General features: G+C 69.0%; 15 protein-coding genes. 12 read left to right on the top strand and 3 right to left on the bottom strand.

The genetic code is table 11. The features are described from left to right. From miaB to LW840_RS07675, 8 genes are all read left to right on the top strand, one after another. A complete protein-coding gene (gene miaB, locus LW840_RS07710; RefSeq protein ID WP_291276752.1) occupies positions 1–1392 on the top strand; it encodes a tRNA (N6-isopentenyl adenosine(37)-C2)-methylthiotransferase MiaB in 1392 nt (463 codons plus the stop codon). Between the two features lie 96 nt (positions 1393–1488). Beyond that, positions 1489–3822: a DNA internalization-related competence protein ComEC/Rec2 gene (locus tag LW840_RS07705; protein WP_291276751.1), complete on the top strand. Its 2334-nt coding sequence runs from the start codon at positions 1489–1491 to the stop codon at positions 3820–3822. 169 nt (positions 3823–3991) lie between these two features. After that, positions 3992–5071, top strand: a complete 1080-nt coding sequence (gene fbp, locus LW840_RS07700) for a class 1 fructose-bisphosphatase (RefSeq protein ID WP_291261577.1) — start codon at positions 3992–3994, stop codon at positions 5069–5071. A gap of 12 nt (positions 5072–5083) precedes the next feature. Beyond that, positions 5084–6682, top strand: a complete 1599-nt coding sequence (locus LW840_RS07695) for a methylmalonyl-CoA mutase family protein (protein WP_291273584.1) — start codon at positions 5084–5086, stop codon at positions 6680–6682. A 2-nt stretch (positions 6683–6684) separates the two neighbouring features. After that, positions 6685–7869, top strand: coding sequence for a bifunctional chorismate mutase/prephenate dehydrogenase (gene tyrA, locus LW840_RS07690; RefSeq protein ID WP_291276750.1), 1185 nt, complete (start codon positions 6685–6687; stop codon positions 7867–7869). A gap of 69 nt (positions 7870–7938) precedes the next feature. Next, on the top strand, positions 7939–8337 hold the full coding sequence (locus LW840_RS07685; RefSeq protein WP_291276749.1) for a hypothetical protein: 399 nt from the start codon (positions 7939–7941) through the stop codon (positions 8335–8337). Between the two features lie 32 nt (positions 8338–8369). Further along, the gene (locus LW840_RS07680; protein WP_291269898.1) at positions 8370–8846 is read left to right on the top strand and encodes a hypothetical protein; all 477 of its coding nucleotides are present in this window, start codon (positions 8370–8372) and stop codon (positions 8844–8846) included. A gap of 64 nt (positions 8847–8910) precedes the next feature. Further along, on the top strand, positions 8911–9789 hold the full coding sequence (locus LW840_RS07675; protein WP_291267614.1) for a carboxypeptidase regulatory-like domain-containing protein: 879 nt from the start codon (positions 8911–8913) through the stop codon (positions 9787–9789). A 183-nt stretch (positions 9790–9972) separates the two neighbouring features. On the opposite strand, the gene LW840_RS07670 is transcribed toward LW840_RS07675, so the two are convergent. The 3 genes from LW840_RS07670 to LW840_RS07660 all read right to left on the bottom strand — a co-directional run bounded on the left by LW840_RS07670 (position 9973) and on the right by LW840_RS07660 (position 17409). Beyond that, on the bottom strand, positions 9973–11400 hold the full coding sequence (locus LW840_RS07670; RefSeq protein ID WP_291267615.1) for a RagB/SusD family nutrient uptake outer membrane protein: 1428 nt from the start codon (positions 11398–11400) through the stop codon (positions 9973–9975). 36 nt (positions 11401–11436) lie between these two features. After that, positions 11437–14487, bottom strand: coding sequence for a SusC/RagA family TonB-linked outer membrane protein (locus LW840_RS07665; protein WP_291276748.1), 3051 nt, complete (start codon positions 14485–14487; stop codon positions 11437–11439). 276 nt (positions 14488–14763) lie between these two features. Continuing rightward, positions 14764–17409, bottom strand: a complete 2646-nt coding sequence (locus LW840_RS07660) for a M1 family aminopeptidase (protein WP_291276747.1) — start codon at positions 17407–17409, stop codon at positions 14764–14766. Between the two features lie 100 nt (positions 17410–17509). Here LW840_RS07660 and LW840_RS07655 point away from each other — a divergent pair, with 100 nt between their 5' ends. The 4 genes from LW840_RS07655 to LW840_RS07640 all read left to right on the top strand — a co-directional run bounded on the left by LW840_RS07655 (position 17510) and on the right by LW840_RS07640 (position 21239). Continuing rightward, positions 17510–18118: a sigma-70 family RNA polymerase sigma factor gene (locus LW840_RS07655; protein WP_291261588.1), complete on the top strand. Its 609-nt coding sequence runs from the start codon at positions 17510–17512 to the stop codon at positions 18116–18118. Continuing rightward, entirely contained in the window at positions 18115–19029 is a 915-nt protein-coding gene (locus LW840_RS07650; RefSeq protein WP_291268097.1) for a zf-HC2 domain-containing protein, read from the top strand. Before LW840_RS07655 ends, LW840_RS07650 begins: the two co-directional genes overlap by 4 nt. Before the next feature lie 141 nt (positions 19030–19170). Continuing rightward, positions 19171–20532, top strand: coding sequence for a hypothetical protein (locus LW840_RS07645; RefSeq protein ID WP_291269855.1), 1362 nt, complete (start codon positions 19171–19173; stop codon positions 20530–20532). Beyond that, positions 20532–21239: a hypothetical protein gene (locus LW840_RS07640; RefSeq protein WP_291268099.1), complete on the top strand. Its 708-nt coding sequence runs from the start codon at positions 20532–20534 to the stop codon at positions 21237–21239. Before LW840_RS07645 ends, LW840_RS07640 begins: the two co-directional genes overlap by 1 nt. Positions 21240–21250 lie beyond the last annotated feature (11 nt).

The following is a 21250-nucleotide window of genomic DNA, read 5'->3' as shown; positions in this document are numbered from 1 at the left end:
ATGAGTGCGCTGCGTTCGCTTCCCGAGCTGCCGGACGTCGTCACGGCAACGCCCAAACCCACCGTGTACATCGAGACGTACGGCTGCCAGATGAACGTGGCCGACTCCGAACTCATGTACGGCAAGTTGGTGGCGCATGGGTACGCGCCGGTCGATGCGCCCGACGGGGCTGACGTCATCCTCGTGAACACCTGCGCCATTCGCGAGAATGCCGAAACGCGCGTCATTGGCCGCCTCGGCGAACTGCGCCGCTTCATGAAGCCCGACACCATTGTCGGGGTGACCGGCTGCATGGCGCAGCGCCTCGGCGCCCGCGTGCTCGACCAGGCCAGGCACGTCTCGCTCGTCGTGGGTCCCGATGGCTACCGGGCGCTCCCGGCGTTGCTCGACGGGGCGCGTCGCGGCGAGAAGTTCACCGCCACCGATTTCGACCTCGAGGAGCACTACGAGGACGTGGTGGCGCGGCGCTTCGAAGGGGTGAAAGCGTGGATTCCGGTGCAGCGTGGCTGCGACTATCGCTGCACCTACTGCATCGTGCCGTTCACGCGGGGCCCCGAGCGCAGTCGCAAACTCGCCGACGTGGTGCGCGAGGTGCAGCAGGTGGTGGAGCAGGGGCTCTCCGAAGTGGTGCTCTTGGGGCAGACCGTCAATTCGTACCACGACGGCGCGCACGACTTCGCCGACCTGCTGCGCGCGGTGGGTACCGTCGACGGCATCCGTCGCGTGCGCTACACGAGCCCGCATCCCAACGATTTCAGCGACCGGGTCATCGAGGCGATGGCCACCACGCCCACCGTTTGCGAGCATGTGCATCTGCCCATGCAGAGCGGCAGCACGAGCATGCTCAAGCGCATGCTGCGACGCTACTCCCGTGAGGACTACCTCGAGTGCGTTGCCCGCATGCGCGCCGCCATTCCGGGGCTCGCCCTCACGACCGACATCATCGTGGGGTTCCCGGGCGAAACCGACGAGGAGTTCGAGGATACGCTGTCGCTGTGCCGCGAGGTGCGCTTCGACGACGCCTTCATGTTCAAGTTTTCCGCTCGTGAGGGCACGCCGGCCACGCGCATGCCGCCCGAATGGACGATCCCCGACGATGTGGTGGCCACCCGCTTCGACCGCCTCGTGCGTACGGTGCGCGGCATCTCGCGCGAGAACAATCTCGGGCGACTCGGCGAGACTATGGAGCTGCTCATCGAGAAGGTGGCGCGCGACGGCGAACTGCTGCAGGGCCGCTCGCGTGATTTCAAGACGGTCATGGTGCCCGCCGATGCGGCCCGCATCGGCGAGTACCTCACGGTGACCCTTACCGGCACCACTGGCGCCACGTTTACCGGCACGCCGGTGACCGAGCGGCGCGAACGCGCCCCGTTGCCCATGATGGGCGCGTAACGGCGTATCGCGGCGGGCGGGGCCGGCCGCGTGGTCATGATGGGTCGGCCGCAAAAACGGTAATGCCACGGCGGCATGGCGCACACAGGTTGTGCCATGCCGTTGCTCATTCATGCGGTTGCGTGGTGGCTGGCGGGGCTCATGGCGGGGGCGTGGTGGCACACGCCGCTGCCGCCCGCGCTGCTCCTGGCGGCCGGCGTCGTAGTCTGGCGCCGTGGTCGGGTGGAGCCGCTGCTCGTGGTGGCCGGGATGCTGGCCTCGTGGGGAGACGCGCGCGAGAACCGGCTCTGTGCCCGCCGGCTGCAGCAGCAGCTGGCCGACGGTGGCGCGGCATGGGTGCACGTGGCGGATCATGTGCCACCACGAGGCCGTCGCCCGGCGCAGCTGCGCGGGCAGGCGTCGGAGCGCGCACGCTGGCCACGTTGCCACGTGCCGGTGGCGGTCCACCTCGCACCGCAGGACAGCGCACGCACCGTTGCGCCGACGCCCCGGCCGGGCATGCGCGTGCCGGTGTGGGCCTCTCCGCTGCCAACGGGCACGGTCCTGCGACTCGAGCGCGCCCGGGTTGGAGCCGCGTACGGCCCGCGCCATCCACTCGTGGCGTGGCGCGCCCATGTGGGGACGGTCATCGACGGCGCCTTTCGCGGGCGTGCGCCGCTCGTGCGCGCGCTGCTCATTGCCGATCAGCGCAGCATCGACCCTGAGGTGCGCGATCGCTACGCCGATGCCGGTCTTGTGCACCTGCTGTCGGTCAGCGGCATGCATGTCGCGATCATCGCCACGGCATTGCTCACGTTTGGCGGCGCCCTGCGCCTCACCCGTCGCTGGCTCGAACCGGCGTGTGTGTGCGTGGTGGTGGCCTACGTGGCACTCCTTGGATTCCCGGCGCCCGCGGTGCGCAGCGCCATCATGCTCATGGTCACGATGCTCAGTCGGCGCTGGCAGCGCCCGGTGCACGAATGGACGGCACTCGCCCTCGGGGCGGTGGTCCCCACCATCGAGCCCGCCATCGTGCACGATCTCGGCTGGCAACTCAGTGTGGGCGGCATGGCGGCGCTGGTGGCGGCCCGGTCGCTGCACCGACGCTGGAAACGGGACCATCACCCGCTGCCAACAACCGCCCACCTGGCGAGGATGCTGCGCTGGTGGCATCGGCAACGGGGGGCCGCCGGCTGGCTCCTCGGCGAGATCTCCACTGGCCTCATCGCCACGCTGGTCATGGCGCCGCTCGTGGCCTGGACCTTCGGTCGCGTCAGCCTGGTGGCGCCGTTGTCCAATGTCGTGGCGGCGCCGTTGATTGGCGTGCTCCAGCCCGCGCTGTTTCTCGCCCTGCTCGCCGCACTGCTGCTGCCCGCGGGCCCGCACCAGTGGCTTGCAGACGCCACGCAGCCACTCATGGCACTGCTCGATCACGTGGCCCAGGGTGCGGCCGCGGTGCCCGGTGCCGTTCTTGGCGTAGCCCCCACCTTCGCTACCGCCCTGGGGACCGGCACGGCGGTGGCGCTGCTCGTACGCAGTACGGCCGACCGTCGGCGCGGCCGTTGGGTGGTGGGAGCGGCCGCCGTGCTCACCGCCACCCTCTGGCAATCGGCCATGGTGCCGGGAAACGGGCACCTGGAGCTGCATGTGCTGGACGTCGGGCAGGGGGATGCCCTGGCGCTGCGTACGCCACGCGGACGCTGGATTCTCGTGGATGCCGGCCGGCGCTGGCAGGGCGGCGATGCGGGGCGCCGCGTCGTGGTGCCGTATGTGCGACGGCGTGGCGGACAGGTGGCGCTGTTCGTGCTCACTCACCCGCACGACGATCACGCCGGGGGCGCGGCAAGTGTGGTGCGGGCGCTGCGTCCGGCGCGCTGGTGGGAGCCGGCCTTCGTGCTCCCCAGCCCAGGGTACCGCGAGGCGCTCGACGCCCTGCGGGAAACGAAGACGCCGTGGGAGCGTGTACGACCGGGGCGCACCTTCAGGCTGGATGGTGTGCAGCTGACTGTGCTGGCTCCCGACTCCTCGTGGACCGCGTCACAGCGGGATGCCAACGAAACATCGGTCGTGCTGCGCGTGGATTACGGACGTCATCGTCTGTTGTTGACCGGCGACGCCGAGGCAGAGGAAGAGGCGTGGCTGGTGGCGCAACAGGGCGTCGGTGCGCTCGATGTCGATGTCCTCAAGTTGGGGCATCACGGCAGCCGGACGAGCTCGACCGCCACGCTCCTCGATGCGGCCACACCACGTCTGGCCATCGCCTCGGTGGGGGCGGGAAACCGCTACGGACATCCCTCGCCCGAGACGCTGGCCGCGCTCATGGCTCGCGGCGTTCCCGTGTTCCGCACCGATACCGATGGCACCGTGATCGTGCAGACCGATGGACGCACGCTGCAAGTCATGGCGGGCGGCGAGCAGTGGCAGATACCCCAGGAAGATCGGGTGCCATGACCCGCGGGACGGGTCGCGCCTGTTACATCCGTTTCACCGCATCCGTCCTTCCGAAAACCGCGGCGCTGCTCTTGCACGAGCTTGCCCGGGTGCGCCAGCTTTCCGCTCAGCGCACAAGCCGGACTGGGGCTCAGTCGGCGATTCGCGTTCACCCTCCGGGGATCCTACCGTGGTCAAGCATACTGCGACGTCGGTCGTCACCATCGAGCGCTTCATCATCGAGCAGGAGCGCATGTTCCCGGAGGCGACGGGTGAACTGTCCGGCATCCTCTACGACATGGCGCTCGCCGGCAAGATGATCGCCAACAAGGTGCGCAGCGCCGGCCTCGCCGATATCCTCGGCGCGACGATGAGCGAGAATGTGCAGGGCGAAGTGCAGCAGAAGCTCGACGTCATCGCCAACGAAATCATCGTCAAGGCGTTCGATCACGGCGGGCGGCTGTGCGCCATGGCGTCGGAGGAAGAGCCCGACATCATCCAGATCCCCGAAGGCTTCCGCCACGGCAAGTACGTGCTGCTCTTCGATCCGCTCGACGGCTCGTCGAACATCGACGTGAATGTGCCCGTGGGTACGATCTTCTCCGTGTTCCGCAAGATCACGCGCGGCACGCGTGGCGAGATGGAGGACATGCTGCAGCCGGGGCGCCGTCAGGTGGCGGCCGGCTACATCCTCTACGGCTCGAGCACGATGATGGTGTACACCACGGGGCAGGGGGCGCACGGCTTCACGCTCGATCCGTCCATTGGCGAGTTCCTGCTGTCGCATCCCAACATCCGCATCCCCGAGCGGGCGCGATACCTGTCGGTGAACGACGCGTACGAGCAGGATTGGCCGGAGCCCACCCGCGCGCTCATGCGGCGCTATCGCGGCCTCGACGGGCAGAAGAAGGCGCTGAACGTGCGCTACGTGGGTTCGCTCGTGGCCGACTTCCATCGCAACCTGCTCGGTGGTGGCGTATTCTGCTATCCCGCCAACGAGAAGGCCACGCGCGGCAAGCTCCGTCTGCTGTACGAAGCCAACCCCCTGGCCTTCATTGCCGAGCAGGCGGGAGGACTCGCGACCGACGGCTACGGCAGCATCCTCGATATCGAGCCCACCGAGTTGCATCAGCGCTCGCCGCTCTATATCGGCAGCAAGGCGGAGGTGGAGATGGTCAGCGAATTCCCGCTTCCCAAGTACGTGGCTCCCGGCATTCCGGAGCGCCGCGGGGCGTCGCGCCCCGCACCCTCCCCGGTCTCGGCGGGCTGATAGATTGGGGAGATGACCGAACGTCTCTCCCCATCCGGTATCCCCATTCCGGCGGTTGTCCGACCGGACACCGTCAATCTCGACTACGCGCGCGACCTGGGTGACCCGGGCCAGTTCCCGTTCACCCGTGGCGTTCAACCCACCATGTACCGCGGTCGGCTCTGGACCATGCGGCAGTATGCCGGGTTCGGGACCGCCAAGGCCACCAACGAACGGTTCCGGCTGCTCCTCGATGCCGGTCAGACCGGTTTGTCGGTGGCCTTCGACCTTCCCACCCAGATGGGCATCGACTCCGGCACGCCGCGGGCGATGGGTGAGGTGGGGCGTGTCGGTGTGGCCATCGACACCGTCGAAGACATGCACGTGCTGCTCGACGGCATTCCGCTCGACAAGGTCTCCACGAGCATGACGATCAACGCCACGGCGTCCACGCTGCTGGCCATGTACATCGTCGTCGCGGAGGAGCGCGGCATCCGCCGTGACCAGCTTTCGGGTACGGTGCAGAACGACATCCTCAAGGAGTACATCGCGCGCGGCACGTACATCTATCCGCCGGCGCCGTCGCTCGCGCTCACGGCGGAGATGTTCCGGTTCTGCGCCGCCGAAGTGCCGCAGTGGAATCCCATCTCCATCAGCGGCTATCACATCCGCGAAGCGGGCGCCACGGCGGTGCAGGAAGTGGCGTTCACCTTCGCCGACGCCCTGGCCTACGTGCAGCAGGCCGTGGAGGCCGGACTCGCGGTCGACTCGTTCGCGCCGCGTCTGTCGTTCTTCTTCGCCGCGCACAACGACCTGTTCGAGGAAGTCGCCAAGTTCCGCGCCGCGCGCCGGCTCTGGGCGCGCCTCATGCGCGATCGATTCGGTGCCAACGACGCGAGCTGCCGCCTGCGTTTCCACACGCAAACGGGCGGCGTGACGCTGCAGGCGCAGCAGCCGCACAACAACATCGTGCGCGTCACCATCCAGGCGCTGGCGGCGACACTTGGCGGCACGCAGTCGCTGCACACCAACGGCTACGATGAGGCGCTGGCGCTCCCCACGGCGGAAGCCGCCACGCTGGCGCTGCGCACCCAGCAGATCGTCGGCTACGAGTCGGGAGTGGCGCAAACGGTGGATCCGCTGGCGGGCAGCTGGTACGTGGAGCAGCTCACCAACAGCATCGAAGAGCTCGCCGTGGCGCTGCTGGAGCGGGTGCACGAGCTCGGCGGTGCCGCCGAGGCCATTCGCGCCGGCTTCTTCCAGGAAGAGATCGGCCGCAGTGCGTACGAGTATCAGCTGCGCGTCGAGGCGGGCGAGACCGTCGTGGTCGGGGTCAACAAGTACGGGGACGGACAGGAGCCGCCCATCATTCCCGCGCCGGATTTCAGTGCCCTCGAGCGTGATCAGGTGGCGCGCCTGGCGGCGGTTCGGGCGGTACGAGACAACGGTGCCGTGCAGCAGGCACTCGCCCGCATCGCCGAGGCGGCCCCGCAGTACCTGCCCGATCACGTCGGTACCCGCGCCGAACTCATGCCGCGCATCATCGACGCCGTGCGCGTGCGCGCATCGGTGGGAGAGATTGCCGACACGCTGGAGACGGCGTGGGGCCGCTACCAGCCGTCGGCGCATTGACCGTGTCACACCACGGCGAAACCGGCGGGGAGCGCCACGGCGCCGCGCAGGGCGACGCGGCGCCGCCGCGCCCGTTGGCCGTGGTGCGGGCCATGATCGACGCGCTCGATCGCGACCTGCTCCAGATCCTCGCCCGACGCATGGCGCTCGTGGGAGAAGTGGCGGCCTGGAAGCGGCAGCACGGTATTCGCATTCGGGATCCGCTGCGGGAGCAGGAGGTGCTGCAGGATCGGCACGATCGGGCGGTGGAGTTGGGGCTCCCGCCCGGTGAGATCGAGTCGATCTTTCGTGTGCTCCTGCGTTCCAGCCGTGATCAGCAGGCGGCACTGCGCGCCGAGGTGCCGTCGGGGGCGGCCCCGCGCACGGTGGCGGTCATCGGGGGGCACGGCAAGATCGGACGGGTGCTGGTGCGCCTCTTTGGCGATCTCGGTCACCAGCCGCTGGTCGTTGACCGGGATACGGTACTGCGGGCCGAGGAAGCCGCGGCGGCCGCCGAGGTGACCGTGATCAGCGTCCCCATTGACCAGACCGAGGCCGTGGTGCGGGCGGTGGGACCGCACGTCCCGGCCACGGGGCTGCTCATGGATGTGACCAGCATCAAGGCGGCGCCCATGCAGGCCATGCTGGAGAGCACCGCGGCGAGCGTGGTGGGCACGCACCCCATGTTCGGTCCCAACGTGCACACGCTGCAGGGGCAGCGCGTCGTGCTCTGTCGCGGCCGCGGCGACGCCTGGGCCGATTGGCTCGCCTCCATGCTCGCCGCCCGGGGCCTGGTGATTACGGAAACCACCGCCGAGCACCACGACCGCATCATGTCGGTGGTGCAGGTGCTGACCCACTTCCAGACCCAGGTCCAGGGGCTCACGCTGGCCCGACTCGGGCTGCCGCTCAGCGAAACGCTGCCGTTCACCTCACCGGCCTATCTGCTCGAGCTGTACGTGGCGGCGCGGCACTTCGCGCAGGATCCCGCGTTGTACGGTCCCATCGAAATGCGGAACCCGGCCACTACCGGGATCACCGCCGCCTACGGCCGGGCCGTGGCCGAGCTTGCCGAGGTGCTCGCCGGGGGCGACCAGGAACGCTTCAGCCAGCTATTCGGTGAGGTCCGCGCCTTCTTCGGCGATTTCACCGCCGAGGCGCTGGTCCAGTCGAGCTTCCTCATCGATCGCATTGTCGAGCGCAGCTGACGAGTCCGGCACCGTGCACGCCCCGCAACGCGGCGGGATCCGGCAAGGCCGGATCGTCGTTCACCTGTCATGACGTCTCGTCCGGTGCGACGCTCCCTCAACCCGCTGGTGTGGTTTCGCCGCCTCGAAGACGGCTTCTTTGCGCTCGCGGCGGAGGCCGAATACCGGCTCAAGCTGGCGCCCCGTGGCACCAAGATCGTCCCCAGTGATTTCGATCGGCGCATGATCCGCCTGTTTCTGGTGGCCATGCCCCTGCTGGTGGGCTCGCTGTACATCGACGATCGGCAATTCCGTACCCGCTTGCTGGTGCTGGGCTTTGCCGTGGCGCTGTTTGCCGTGGCGCTCATTTTCGTGCTCGACGCGCGCTCCACCAACTATACGGGCCGGGGGCGTCCCCTCCCGCCGCCCAAGCCGCGCCGGGCACCGCCGTCGTCTACGCAGCCGCACTGGACCCGCCGTCGTCCCTGACTGTTTCACGTTTCACACTTCGCGAGCCCCTCATGCGCGTACTCTCCGCCGCCGGCACCCTGGCACTCGTGGCTGTGGCCACCTCGTCCATGCTCGAGGCCGCCACGGTATCGCGCGGGTCCGCGCGACGGGCCGACCGGTGGGAGCGCACCCGCACGGAGTGGGCGGCTCGCCTCACGGGGCGTGAGGGGCGCAAGGTCACCGGCGCCGCCACGGCCAAGCCCACCGCCGACGGAACCGGCACGCTGGTCACGGTGACGCTCGACGGCGACACTCCCGGGGCCACGCGGCCGTGGCACGTGCACACCGGCAGTTGCCGGCAATCGGGAGGCGTGGTGGGAGGGGGGCGGGCCTACACGCCGCTCGCGGTGGATGCCAAAGGGCAGGCCAGCGGGACGGCGACCATTCCCGTTCCCCTGGCCGACAGCGCGTCGTACTACGTGAACATTCACGACGCTGCCGCCGCCATGGGAGTCATCGTGGCCTGCGGGGATCTGACCAAGCGCTGACCTGGCGCTGTTCCGTCGTGGCTGCGCCATCCCCCTCGACGGGGAGCGCCAGTAGTTTTCCGGTATGCTGACCGCTTTCCCCTCGCCGATTCCGGCGCGCCGTGCCGCGCGTGTCCGTCCGCTGGCACTGGCTGCCGTCCTGTGCGCGGTGAGCCTTGCAGCCCCGCTCACCGCTCAGGAAAAGCAGACCGTACTCGACCGCGCCCGTCGTGAGGCGGCCGATCGCAATGCGGCCGGTCCTGTCGCCCAGCTCGGCGTCATCGACGGCACGGTGACGGACACGTTGCTGGTGCCCCTCAACGCGGCCGATGTGACGATCGTCGGGACCGGCGCGCGGGTCGTGACCGGTGCCAACGGCCGTTTCCGCATGGTGCAGGTCACACCCGGCCAGTACCTGCTGGTCGTGCGTCGCATCGGGTACGCGCCTACCTCCGGCGTCATCGACGTGCCGTCGAACGACACGCTGCGCCTCGCATATACGCTTACCCGCTCGAATCGCATGCTCGACACGGTGCGCGTACGCGGCGAGCGACTGACCATGCGCATGGTCGACTTCGACCGTCGACGACAGCAGGCGCAGGGGCAGTTCATCACGCAGGCCGAAATCGAGCGCCGCGCTTCGCTGCAAACGTCCGACTTCCTCCGCTACATGCGGGGGGTGGAAGTGTCGGTGAACACCACGCAGGCCTTCGGAGGCACCCAGGTGTACTCACGCCGCGAAGGCGGTGGGTTCGATGGCAACCAGCAGCAGCAGTACTGCCCCATGCAGGTGCTGCTCGACGGCATCATCTTGCCGCGGTACTTCAATCTCGATCTGCTCCCGCCACCCAAGCAGATCGCCGGAATCGAGGTGTATGCCGGCGCTGCCACCGTGCCCCCGCAGTTCAGCGGCGTTGACCGTCGCTGTGGCGTTGTGGCCGTGTGGACGCGCGACGGGTACTGACCGCCATCGGGGGCTATCGGGGAGGCTGCTGGTAGGCACAGGCGCGTGCGCTCTGCGATCCCGCTGGTGATGTCCGTGGTGCCGTTCCCCGCCGCGCCGCATTACGCGAACCGCGCAACGCACAACGGCCCCGCACACATGGTGTGCGGGGCCGTTGTCTTGTTCACCAGCGGCGGGCGATGGTCAGCACCCGGGGCCAGCGAGCGGACCCGTCTGACCAATACGCTGCAGGCACTCGGCCTGCGGCAGCGGCTGCACACGCGCCACGAAGTGCGCGTTTACGCCGGTCGTAATGTCACGCGGCAGCTGGTCCAGACGCCCGTACCGGCGCATGTCGATCCAGCGGTGCCCCTCGAGCAGCAGCGAGTAGCGCTTCTGCACGAGGATCTCGGTGATGATGTCGGCATCCGGCGAGCTCGCCGTCAGCGTCGTCGGCGCCAGGCCGCCCGAGTTCACGCGGATGTTGTTGATCATCGCGATCGCCCCCGCCTTGTCACCAGTCGCCAGCAGGATTTCGGCCCGCAGGAGAATGAGCTCCTCGTTGCGGATGATCGGAATCGAGCTGTTGATCGCGGGATAGATCTGGAAGCCGAGCGACGACGAAATGCCCAGTCCTGCCGGGGCACCGCGCGGCGGACGCGGACCGATCTTGGCCAGGAAACGGTTGTCCTTCGTGCCGTCGGGCTTGAGCGGCGCGTCGGCATCGATGGACATGTGCGCGTACAAGTCCGTGTTCGTTGCCGCCGCAAGCGGGTTGGTCACGTCCGGCGCGGCGGAGTAGGGGAGAGAGACCCCCACGTTGTACGCGGCCGCGTTGTTGGCCGTGATGTTGATGAACGACGCATCGAGCGCCTGTCGAGCGCGCGTCCACGCTGCCGTGCCGCCGCCCGAGGTGGCGTGGTACGCGGCCGCGCGAGCAGCCATGGCCCGGTTGAAACGCACGAACGTGGCCGGCGTGTTGAAGCCCGCGTAGCCCGAGTGCAGGGCGAACGGGAAGGCGTTCCCACCCGCCGTGAGGTCGGTCACCGCGGCGTCGAACGTGTTCAGGATGTAGCGGTACGTGGAATCACGCGAGACGAACGGCGCCAGCACCGCAGCGTCTGCGTTGATCTGTACCACGGCGCCGATGGTGTCACGGGTAGAGATGACCGTGAGCAGTTCCATCGCCTCCATGGTCCGGGCAAAGCCCAACGCGGCGCGCTTCTCGGTCTCAGACAGCGTGGAGGCCGTGACCGTGTTCTTGAAGTTGAAGATGTCACGCAGGTTGCCGTAGGGGCCGCCCCAGCTCCCTACCGCGAAGCCGGCCGGGTCGAGGCGGTTCTGCCCCGAGATGCCGATGAGGTAGGCCGACGTGTTGCGCCCTTCCTGCGGCGTGTACACGTACGCCTCGCGTCCGAAGCGCCCCGTCTCGGTGATGAACCCGCCGCGGCTGTTGCGGTTCTGCCGCAGCAGGCCGGTGGCCAGCAACTGCAGCGCCTGCGGGTCGGCGCTGGCACCAGCGATGGACGGGGTATTCGGGTTCGTGATTTCCAGCGTGTCCCGGCTGCACGCGGTCAGCGTGAGGGAAGCCAGCGACAGCGCGCCCACGGCGCGCAGGGAAGTGGTGCTCATGCGCGATGCGCTCTTGGTGAATGAAGTCGACATGGCTTAGAACCCCAGATCGACGCTGAGGAAGAACTGCCGGCTGGGCGGGAACGGCGCCAGGTCGATGAACCGGTTGAAGTTCACGTTGCCGAAGTTGTTGAACTCGGGGTCGAAGCCCCAGTAGTCGGTCCACATCATGAGGTTGCGGCCGCTCACGTTGAAGCGCAGCGAGCGGGCACCCGGCACCTTCTTGGCCCACGACTCCGGCGCGTCGTAATTGAGCGTGATTTCGCGAAGCTTCACGTACGACCCGTTCTGCATGTACGGCCGCGTATCGCCGCCGTTGAACGTGAAGGCCCGGCAGGCACCAAGCGTGCGCGTCCCGCAATCGGCCGACCCGGGCTGGTTGGCCGTGGCCTCGATGATGCGGGCCGGGGCCGGGGCGTCGAAGTCACGGGAGTTGCCGCCTTCGTCCCACAAGTTGTTCGTCATGTTCGACACCGCACCGCCGGCACGCCAGTCGAGCAGCGCTGACACCGTGAAGCGGCCGAACGTGAAGTCGTTGTTGAACGTGGTGATGTGGATCGGATTGCTGTCGTACGTGATCGTGTCGGCCACGGTCCGCGCCCCCGTCGTGGGGTTGAGGCGGAGCGGCGCGTTCGACCAGATGTACGTGGAGCGGGTGTTCGCCGTGATGCGGTTGCGGCCGTAGGCCGCGCCGAACGAACCCGGCACCGGGAAGGCCGGCACTGGAATGTCGTTCGTGTACTGCACGTTGGCGTTGTAGATGATGCGGCTCGCCCACTCGAACTTGCCCTTGCGGATCGGAATGAGTGACACCACCGCTTCGTTGCCGAGCACGGACAGCTGGCCGCCGTTGATGATCTGGTTCCCGAGGCCCGACGACGGCGCGAGCGGGAAGGTGAGCAGCAGGTCGGTGATCTTGCGCTGGTAGCGCGTGAACTCGAAGGCCAGGCGCGACTTGAGGAACGAAGCGTCGAAACCGAACTCCAGCTCGTTCATCACTTCCGGACGGATGGCCGTGTTGCCGATCAGACCCGCCGACACCAGCGAGCCCTGCCCGCCAATGAGGCCACCGTCGGCATACAGCAGGTCACGATCGCCGTAGCGGGGGCGGTTCCCCGACTGACCCCAGGCGCCGCGCAGCTTGATCTCGTCGATCTTGTCGGTGATCGGATTCACGAACCGGTATGAACCGGAGTACTTCGGGAAAATGTAGTACCGCTCCCGGTCGCCGTTCGCGCTGGAACGGTCGGCGCGGAAGCCGGCATTGAGCGCCAGCTTTTCGTCGAAGAAGAGCGCCTGTTCGTTGATGTAGTACGACTGGTCGCGGAACTCCGTGCGCGTGTCTTCCGTCGCGATGTCCTGCGCGCCCGCCGCCGTGCGGCGCGTGGGCAGCAGGCCGCGGCCGCGAATGCGGTAGACTTCCTGCTTCTGGCGCTCGTACGTACCACCCACCGAGGTCGTGAGCGACGTCAGCCAGCTCGACCCCGGCGTCCACGTCCACACGGCGTTGAGCCCCGAGTTGGTCTGGAGGCTGGACACGTTGTTCTGGCCGGCCGTGCCGAGGAAACCGTCGGCCGGCTCGAACTGCAGGAAGTTCGGCGAGTATTGCACGCCTTCCTGCTGGAAGCGGTCGAAGCCCATGAGCGACGTGATCTGCACACTGTGACGGGCCGTCGAGAGCGCCGAGTAGTTGAGGCGCAGGTTGCCCGCCTGACGGAAGACCGTTTCGTCACTCTGGATCGCCCGCAGCACCTCGAACGGGTTCGCCGTGCCCGCCCCACCACCGTCGAACGGCATGATCGGGTAGCGGCCGTTCTCGAGGCGGCGATTGAGGTCCACGATCGCCGGCGTGTAGCCGAACGTGTACGTGGGGCTCACGCCCGCGTTGTTGTTGTTGCCGATGCCGCGCTGCAGGAAGTTGCGCGTGACGTCGAGCCCCATGCTGGCGGTCAGCTTGCTGTTGATCGTCTGGTCGAGGTTGATGCGACCACCGGTGCGGCGCGCGCCGGTGTTGATCATGATGCCCGACTCCTGACGATCGTTCAGCGACGCGAAGTAACGCGTGTTCCCCGCGCCGCCCGAGGCCGACAGCAGCGTTTCGTACGACGGATCGGTACGGCCGTACAGCTCACCCTGCCAGTCGTAGTTGGTGCAGTTCGGCGTGCACACTTCGCGCGCCGCGGCTGCGCCCACCGGGCCGTCCACCCACGGCAGCACATCGTTGAGCGTCGCATACTGACGATGGCCGAGGGAGCGCATCAGCTGCTGCGTACCCACACGCTGGGTCACGTTCCAGCGGGTCTGCCCGGAGGCACCCTTCTTGGTGGTGATCACCACCACGCCGTTCGTGGCGCGCGAGCCATAAATGGCCGTCGCCGCCGCCGACTTCAGCACTTCGATGTTCTCGATGTCGTTCGGATTGAGATCGGCCAGACGGTTCACCACCTGGTCCTGATTCGACCCCGTCGTGCCACCCGCGCGCGTGATCGCCGAGGCGCCCGACGAAATGCCGGCGTTCGAGATGATCACACCGTCCACCACGTACAGCGGGTCACCCTGCCCGAGCACCGACGTGGCGCCGCGGATCTGGATCTGCGCACCACCACCCGGCGCGCCGCTGTTGTCGGAGATGCGGGCGCCGGCCACCTTGCCGGCCAGGTTGCCTTCAAGCGAGCGGGCGGGCACCCGGTTCAGTTCGGCCGCGTTCACCGTGGCCACCGCCGTGGCCGCCACGCGCCGATCGGTCGTGGTGGCCGCACCCGTGACCGTCACACCTTCCAGTTGGAGGACGTCCTTCTCGAGCGTGAAGTTTGCCGTATTCTCGTTGGCAGCCAGACGAATGGTCTGACGCTTGTAGCCGAGGCCACGCGCCAGCAGGCTGACCTCACCCTGCGCCACACGAATCCGGTATTCGCCGCGTTCGTTCGTGCGCACACCCACCTGTTGGCCGACGATGCCAACCGTGATATCGGGCAGGGGGGTACCGGTCCCCGTCATGGTGACCTTGCCGGTCACGTCACGGGTTTGCGCGTGGGCGCTGAAGGGCACGGCGGCAACGAGTGCCACCGCCGCCAGGAGTCTCTGCAACCTGCTCATGAACGGCCTCCGATGGAGGGGAATCGGACGGAACGCGAACGTCCGACCAGACACGGACGGACGGCTCGGGGAATGTCGTGACCAGCGATCACGGACCTGCGGCAGACGAAAGGCATCGCGGGGTGATTGGACGGTTGGGGAATGGGACATCGCGAAGCTACCGCCCAAAACGAATCCCGCCAGATGTGACGGAGCCGTTTCACAACCAACGGCCACCTCCGGATACGACCAGGTTATCCGACTTTTCGGGCCGTCAGCGGTGCCCCGTTACCCCGCGTCGCCGTACCGCCCGCGGATGCGCACCGTACGCTCCAGCTCGTCACGCGCCTGCAGCACCTTCTGGCGCAGGTCGGTCGGCAGCCCGGGGGCCCGCGCCAGCCAGCCGTCCACGATCGCCAGCGCCTCCCGCTCGCTCTGCCCGCCCAGAGTGGACGCGAGCCAGCTTCCCAAAAAAAAGATGCGGCGATTCCCCTGGATCCACCGCAGCGTATCCAGCGCCGGCACCAGGTAGCGCCGGGTGAGCCGCTGCTGCTCCCCCTCGTGAAAGGCGCGCAGGCTCGAGGTCACCCACTCCTCGTTCAGCGACCCGTCCCGGAACCAGCGGTCGAAGTACTGCTGCTTGGTCGCGCTGTCCGGGGCCGCGGCGCCCGCCACGAACGCCAGCCGCTGCCCTTCGGTGGTGCCATCGCGCCCCCGTTCCGCCGCGAGCAGCGAATCGGCGTCCGGGCTGCCACTCGCGACCAATCGCGTCACCATGGCCCATCGCGTCGGGGCGCGCAGCACCAGCCCCGCCGCGCTGTCGCTCGCCAACCACTGGCGCAGCTGCTGCAGCGCACCGTCCCGCTGCGCCATGCCGATAAAGGCATCCAGATGACTCTTGCGCGTGCCATAGCTGCGGCCGGTGTCGAGCGCCCCCGCCAGCAGCTGCCGCTCCACCGCCGGCTGGAGCGAGGCCCGGAGCGAGGGCGCCGCATACCGCGTCACACTGGTGACAAGACGTCCCACGAGCGACCCCGCGAGCTGTTCGTCGCGTTCCCCCGGCAGGGCCCGCATGGCCAGGCGCGCAAAACGCTCCGGGGAGAGCTCGCCTTCCCGCACGAGGTCCCACAACGCCCCCCACAGCATGGCGCGCAGGAAATCGTCGGACACGTCCGCGATATGCTGTTCCATCCACGTCACGCTCGCGCTGTCGGGGAGCACGATGGCGTACCCGTAATCGCCCTCATTCGCGAACACGAACGCCGGGGCCGGGCGCCCGATCGCCGCCGTCACCTCGGTGCTCGCGCCGCGCAACTCCACCGGCAGGTGCACCGCCGGCGCATCGGCGTAATGCAGGCGAACCTGCACCTTGAGTGGCCAGCCACCGGGACCACTCAGCGCCGGTTGCGCTGCGCGCTGCACCAGCCGCAAGCGCGTGATCCGGCCGCCGCGCACCTCGAGCTGCTGCGTGATGACCGGCATGCCGGGACGCAGCATCCACTGCCGCCCCCACTCACCCAGGTCACGCCCGGCGGCGCCGCCAATGGCCTGCAGCAACGCCGGCCACGTCGCATTCCCGTAGGCGTGGCGGCGCAGGAACTGCTGCACGCCGCGCTGAAAGGCCCGTTCGCCCACCAGGTACTCGAGCTGCCGCAGCACCGCCGGCGCCTTGTTGTACACGATGGGCCCGTAGTTGCTCTTGGCCTGATCCAGGTTGCCCAGCGCCTGCCACACCGGCGTCGTCCCCGCCGTGGCGTCGGTGCCGTACGCGGTCGGCTTGTTGCGCAGGTAGAACGTCTTCCACGCGTTCGACGTCGGTTCCAGGTCGGCCTGCATGCGCGCGGCCATGAACGTGGCAAACCCCTCCTTGAGCCAGAGGTCATCGAACCAGCGCATCGTCACGTAGTCGCCGAACCACTGGTGGGCCACTTCGTGAAACGTCGTGGCCTGCCGCCCCAACAGCTGCGACGTGGTGGGACGCTCCCGGTAGATGAAGCTCTCCTCGTTGTAGAACACGGCCCCGGGATGCTCCATGCCGCCGAACGGAAACGCCGGGGCCAGCAGGGCGTCGTACTTGTCGAAGGCATAGGGCACCCCGAAGTACTGTCCCAGCCAACGCAGCGCACGCGCATTCATGGCCAGCAGGGTGTCCGCTTCCGCCTCGGCCGCCCGTGAGCGACGCACGTACAGCGACGTCGGCACTGCTGCGGCCCCCGGCGCAATGACCTCGGTTCGGGTGAAGCGCTGCCAGGGGCCGGCGGCAAACGCCATGAGGTACGTGCTCAGCGGCTGCGTGGGGGCAAAGACATGGGTCACGCCCGTGGCCCCACGGTCCCGGCGCACCAGCGCGCCATTGGCCAGCGCCGTCCACGCCGCCGGCGTGGTGAGCTGCAGGGTGAGCCGTGCCTTGAGGTCGGGCTGGTCGAAGCTGGGGAAGAGCAGGTGCGCGTCGGAGGGCACGAGCAGCGTGTACAGATAGGTGCTGCTGTCCGACGCATCGCGCGTGCGGATGATGGCCGCACCGGCACTGGCGACGGGGGTGGAAAAAGAAAGTGCCACCGTGTTGCGTCCCAGCCGCACCAGCGACGCGGGTACCGTGAGATGGTGCCGGTTCCATGCCAGGGGCGCGTCGCGCCAGACGGCGCCGTTCACCTGGGCGTCGCCGAGGCTCAGGCCGCGGAAATCGAGGATGACCGCCCCTCGCCGACGCGTCGTGAAGTGGACCGTGACCCGGCCGGACGCCGTGTCCCCATCGCTGACCGTCAACCGGAGATCGTAGCGGACATCGCGAAGCAGCGCACGGCGCTGTTCGGCCAACCTGACCGATACGCCCGGGCCGGTGAGGGCACCGCCGGGGTGGGACTGGGCGCGAACTGCAGGGGCGAGCAGGGCCCCGGCGAGGGCGGCGGCGAGGAAGCGCAGGATGACGGTCATGGGCCCAAACTGCGGCCCCCGGTCGGCCGGTGTAAAGCGCGTATCCTCGCCACGGGAGGACGCCAGGAATACTTTTGCCCCTCGGTCCCTCTCCCACGGCATGCCCACGCCACTCCACGTCACGATCGACGACCGCCAGCGGGCGTACGAGGCCCTCGTCCTCCCGCACCTCGACCGTTTGTTGGGCTTTGCGGCGCGTCGCACTGCCACGCTGGTGGATGCCGAGGACGCGGTGCAGGACACCTGCGTGAAGGCGTGGGCCGCGTTCGACGAATTGCGGGATCCCGGCAGTGTGCGCGCCTGGCTCTATCGCATCCTGCGTTCGGTGCTGAGTGAATCGGCCGAGCGCCAGACCCGCCGTGCCCGCCTGTTGCCCATCTCGCGACTCGACGATGTCCACGAGTCGCTGGTGGCCAGCAGCGGCGAGTCCGTGTTCGACGAGCTGATCACGCGCCTCGATCGCGAGGTGCTGCGGGCGGCCCTTGGGGCCATCCCGGACGACTTCGCCATCGCCGTCGAGTTGCACGACATCGAAGGCTTCACCTACGCCGAGATTGCCGACACGGTGGGTGCCCCGATCGGCACCATCATGAGTCGGATGTCCCGCGGCCGACGTTTGCTCGCGGCGGTGATTGCCGAACGCGGTCGCGAGTGGGCGTTGGGGGCGCAGGCGGCTCGCGGCAGCCGCCGCATGCCGAGGTCATCATGAGCGAGCATGCGCAGGGGGCGGCACCCAACCGGGTGCCGTACGAACCGCACCGTGTGGCCGAGCAGCACGACGTGCTGGCGACGCTGCTGGCCGCCTTCCTGGACGGCGAACTGCCCCCGGAAACGGCGGCGCAGGTGGAGGCGCATCTGGCCGTGTGCCGCCGTTGTGCCCGCGAGGTTGCGCTGCAGCGGCAGCTGGCGGCAAGTCTTGGGCAGATGGGTGGACCCGTCGCGTCAGCGGCGTTGCACACGCGCATCAGGCAGTCCATCGCCAACGCCCCTGTCCCTGCATCGGCGGTCGCGCCACCGGTCTGGTCGGTGGCCGCCTGGCTCGGCGCGCGCTGGCGGTGGGTCGCGCCAGCGGGGGGGCTCCTGCTGCTGTGCTGGGCGGGCCTGATGCGGCGCGAACCCACGCCGGCGTTGCCTACCGACACGGCGGCCGGCGGCGTGGCGGCACCGGTGGCACTCGGCGAGGCTCCGCTCCTCGACTCGCTGGCGGTGCGCTGGCACGCGCTCACCGACCCGCTACCAGGGCGCGACCGCGACCTTGACGCCGTACGTCGCGCCCTCGGGATGGCCGTCGTGCCCATCGCGCACCCCGCCCTCGATCTTGAGGCCGTGTGGACCACCTCCGCGTGGGGGGAGCTGGTCGGCGCGCTGGCGTATCGCCATGAGGGGCGGCTGCTGGTCCAGTTCGCGGTGCCGGATGGGGTCCTTCTCCATGCACCCGGGGTGCTCCGCGACCTCGACGGGGTGGTGGTGGGCACACGGGCCGATTCCCTCCGCTTGGTGGCGTGGCGCATCCCGGGCGGGGCGTCCGTGCTCATGGGGCCGGCCACCTTCGAACAGTTGCGCGCGTGGCAGCGGTCACCGACGCCCACCGATCGTGTGGGGACGTCCCGTCAGCCATGAGCCCATCGGCCATGCGTCCCGCGGCGCGTGGCCCGCATTGCCAAGCGGCCATGCGGCGTGCCTATTGGTGGCGTGTTTGCCCCCCCGACGACTCCGCGCGCGTGTCGCGCCGGGACGATGCGCGCCGGCGCCGGCCGCTTGGTGACGACCGCATCCCGGGCCGTCTGGATATCGCGGCTGGTCGTGCTCGCGCTGTCCGGGGCGTGGCCGTCGGTGACGTCCGCGCAACAGCGGGACAGCACCGCCCACGACCGGTGGCAGCGGACCCTCGATTCGCTTGCGGCCCGATTGGCACGGACCGATTCGGCGCTGACGCTGCTCCAGCAGCAGGTCGCGACCGAGGCGGCCAGCGGCGTGCGGCTGCGCTCGCGGCTCCAACTCGATCTGTCCGCGCGGCTCGTGGTCCATGCCTCGGGAACCCGCGGAGGGGTATCCGCCGCCGAGATCCCGGTGTTCGCGACGCCGGCACGGGCTGCCGGTGGCGGCAACGCGCGGCCGCAGGTGTTCGGCATGTCCATGCGACAGGCGTTACTCGGGGGCAGTGCGAGCATGGACAGCGTGGCCGGGGCCACGTTGCTCGCCGACTTCGAGCTGGACTTCTTCGCCCGCGCGCTCGATGCGTCGCCGCCGCTCTTTCCGGAGCCTCGGTTGCGGACGGCGCGGGTCTTCCTCGTGTGGCCGCGGACGGAGGTGCTCCTTGGCATGGAGACCCCGCTCATTGCTGACCTCAACCCCGTGAGTACCGCCGGCGTGGCAATTCCCCTGTTCGCTGCCGCGGGAAATCTCTGGAACTGGTTGCCCCAGCTCCGGGTCACCCGCACGCTCGCCACGCGCGGTGAGTGGGCCATGGCGGCACAGGGGGCGGTCCTGTCACCCAACGCGTCGGAACGCCCGCTGGGCGCCACGAGCGGTGGCGCGGACCTCGGCCAGGCGAGCGGCCGTCCGGCTCTCCAATCTCGAGTCCGCCTGCGGCACGGCACCGACCTCGACGAGCGCGCTGCCCAGGCCGTGTGGACCTCGGGCATGGAAATCGGCGTGGGGGCACATGCGGCATGGCTGCGCACCGCGCCAGCAAACACGCTGCGGAGTTGGGCCATCGCGGCCGACGTGCACGCCGCTCTCGGCCACGGGGTGGAGGTGCGCGGCGAGGCGTACCGCGGGGCGCTGGTGCGCGGGCTCGGCGGTGGCGGCATCGGTCAGAACTTCGGGACCCTGGGGGTGCCGGCAGGAGGGACCGGCCCCCCGCTCACCGGCACGGCCGGATGGCTGCAGCTCAACGGCCAATGGCACCCCTCGCTGGTGCACGGAATGGGGTGCGGCACGGATCGGGTCCACGGTGCCGGCGCGGACCGCCGACGTAACGGCGTCTGCGCCCTGCACACCACCTGGCGCCCGGCCATGCCGCTGTTCGTGAGTCTCGAGTACCGGCGCCTTCGCACGCGCTACGCCGATGGGCTCTGGCGCGCGCAGCATTGGAATCTCGCCTTCGGAGTGGACCTTTGATGCGTCGCGTCATCGTGCGGTGGTCAGGTCGCCTGTCGCTGGTCGTCGTGGGCGCATGGGCGGGTGCCGCCGCCCACGCGCCGCTGGGTGCGCAGGCCTCGGTGCGGGGCCAGGTGCGGCTCATCGAGCGCGCTGGTGCCCCGTCGGCCGACCTGACCGACGTGATCGTCGCACTGGAAGGCGAGGCGGCCACGGCGAAACGCCCGACGTGGATGGACAGGGCCACGGTGGGCATGCGACGGCGCGAGTTCGAGCCGCACGTGCAGCTCATCGGCGTCGGCGGCAGCGTGGCGTATCCCAATCAGGATCCGTTCAGTCACAACGTCTTCTCCAACTCCGCGCTGGGGGCCTTCGACCTCGGCCTGTACCGGTCCGGCAAGACGCGGTCCGCCACCTTCAACGCGCCGGGCGTGTATGCGGTGTACTGCAACATCCACGCGCGCATGGTGAATTACGTGGTCGCCGTTCGCACGCCCTATGTGACGCGTGCCCGTGCCAACGGGTCGTTCGAGATTGGCGACGTGCCGCCGGGTACGTGGATGCTGCGCGTGTGGCACGAGCGCGCGGCCGAGCATGTCGAGACGGTGCGCGTCACCGGCGACGGCGTCGTGCTCACGGTGGCCCTCGATGCGCGCGGGTACGTGGCCAAGGCCCACGGCAACAAGTTCGGTCAGCCCTATACGGCAACCCGGGCCGACCGGTACTGAGTCGTGGTCGC

Origin of the sequence: Gemmatimonas sp., assembly GCF_021298855.1 — a bacterium.
In the GTDB taxonomy this organism is placed as follows: Bacteria; Gemmatimonadota; Gemmatimonadetes; order Gemmatimonadales; family Gemmatimonadaceae; genus Gemmatimonas.
The sequence above is the reverse complement of the archived record's forward strand: the minus strand, read 5'-3'. Positions and strand labels throughout refer to the sequence as shown.

Bases quoted from the DNA above. Each gene is read 5' to 3' on its own strand.
- LW840_RS07670 (WP_291267615.1), bottom strand. From the start codon at position 11,400: ATGAGCACCACTTCCCTGCGCGCCGTGGGCGCGCTGTCGCTGGCTTCC.
- miaB (WP_291276752.1), top strand. From the start codon at position 1: ATGAGTGCGCTGCGTTCGCTTCCCGAGCTGCCGGACGTCGTCACGGCA.
- LW840_RS07685 (WP_291276749.1), top strand. From the start codon at position 7,939: ATGACGTCTCGTCCGGTGCGACGCTCCCTCAACCCGCTGGTGTGGTTT.
- LW840_RS07650 (WP_291268097.1), top strand. From the start codon at position 18,115: ATGAGCGAGCATGCGCAGGGGGCGGCACCCAACCGGGTGCCGTACGAA.
- LW840_RS07655 (WP_291261588.1), top strand. From the start codon at position 17,510: ATGCCCACGCCACTCCACGTCACGATCGACGACCGCCAGCGGGCGTAC.
- LW840_RS07675 (WP_291267614.1), top strand. From the start codon at position 8,911: ATGCTGACCGCTTTCCCCTCGCCGATTCCGGCGCGCCGTGCCGCGCGT.
- LW840_RS07660 (WP_291276747.1), bottom strand. From the start codon at position 17,409: ATGACCGTCATCCTGCGCTTCCTCGCCGCCGCCCTCGCCGGGGCCCTG.
- LW840_RS07640 (WP_291268099.1), top strand. From the start codon at position 20,532: ATGCGTCGCGTCATCGTGCGGTGGTCAGGTCGCCTGTCGCTGGTCGTC.
- LW840_RS07680 (WP_291269898.1), top strand. From the start codon at position 8,370: ATGCGCGTACTCTCCGCCGCCGGCACCCTGGCACTCGTGGCTGTGGCC.
- LW840_RS07695 (WP_291273584.1), top strand. From the start codon at position 5,084: ATGACCGAACGTCTCTCCCCATCCGGTATCCCCATTCCGGCGGTTGTC.
- LW840_RS07705 (WP_291276751.1), top strand. From the start codon at position 1,489: ATGCCGTTGCTCATTCATGCGGTTGCGTGGTGGCTGGCGGGGCTCATG.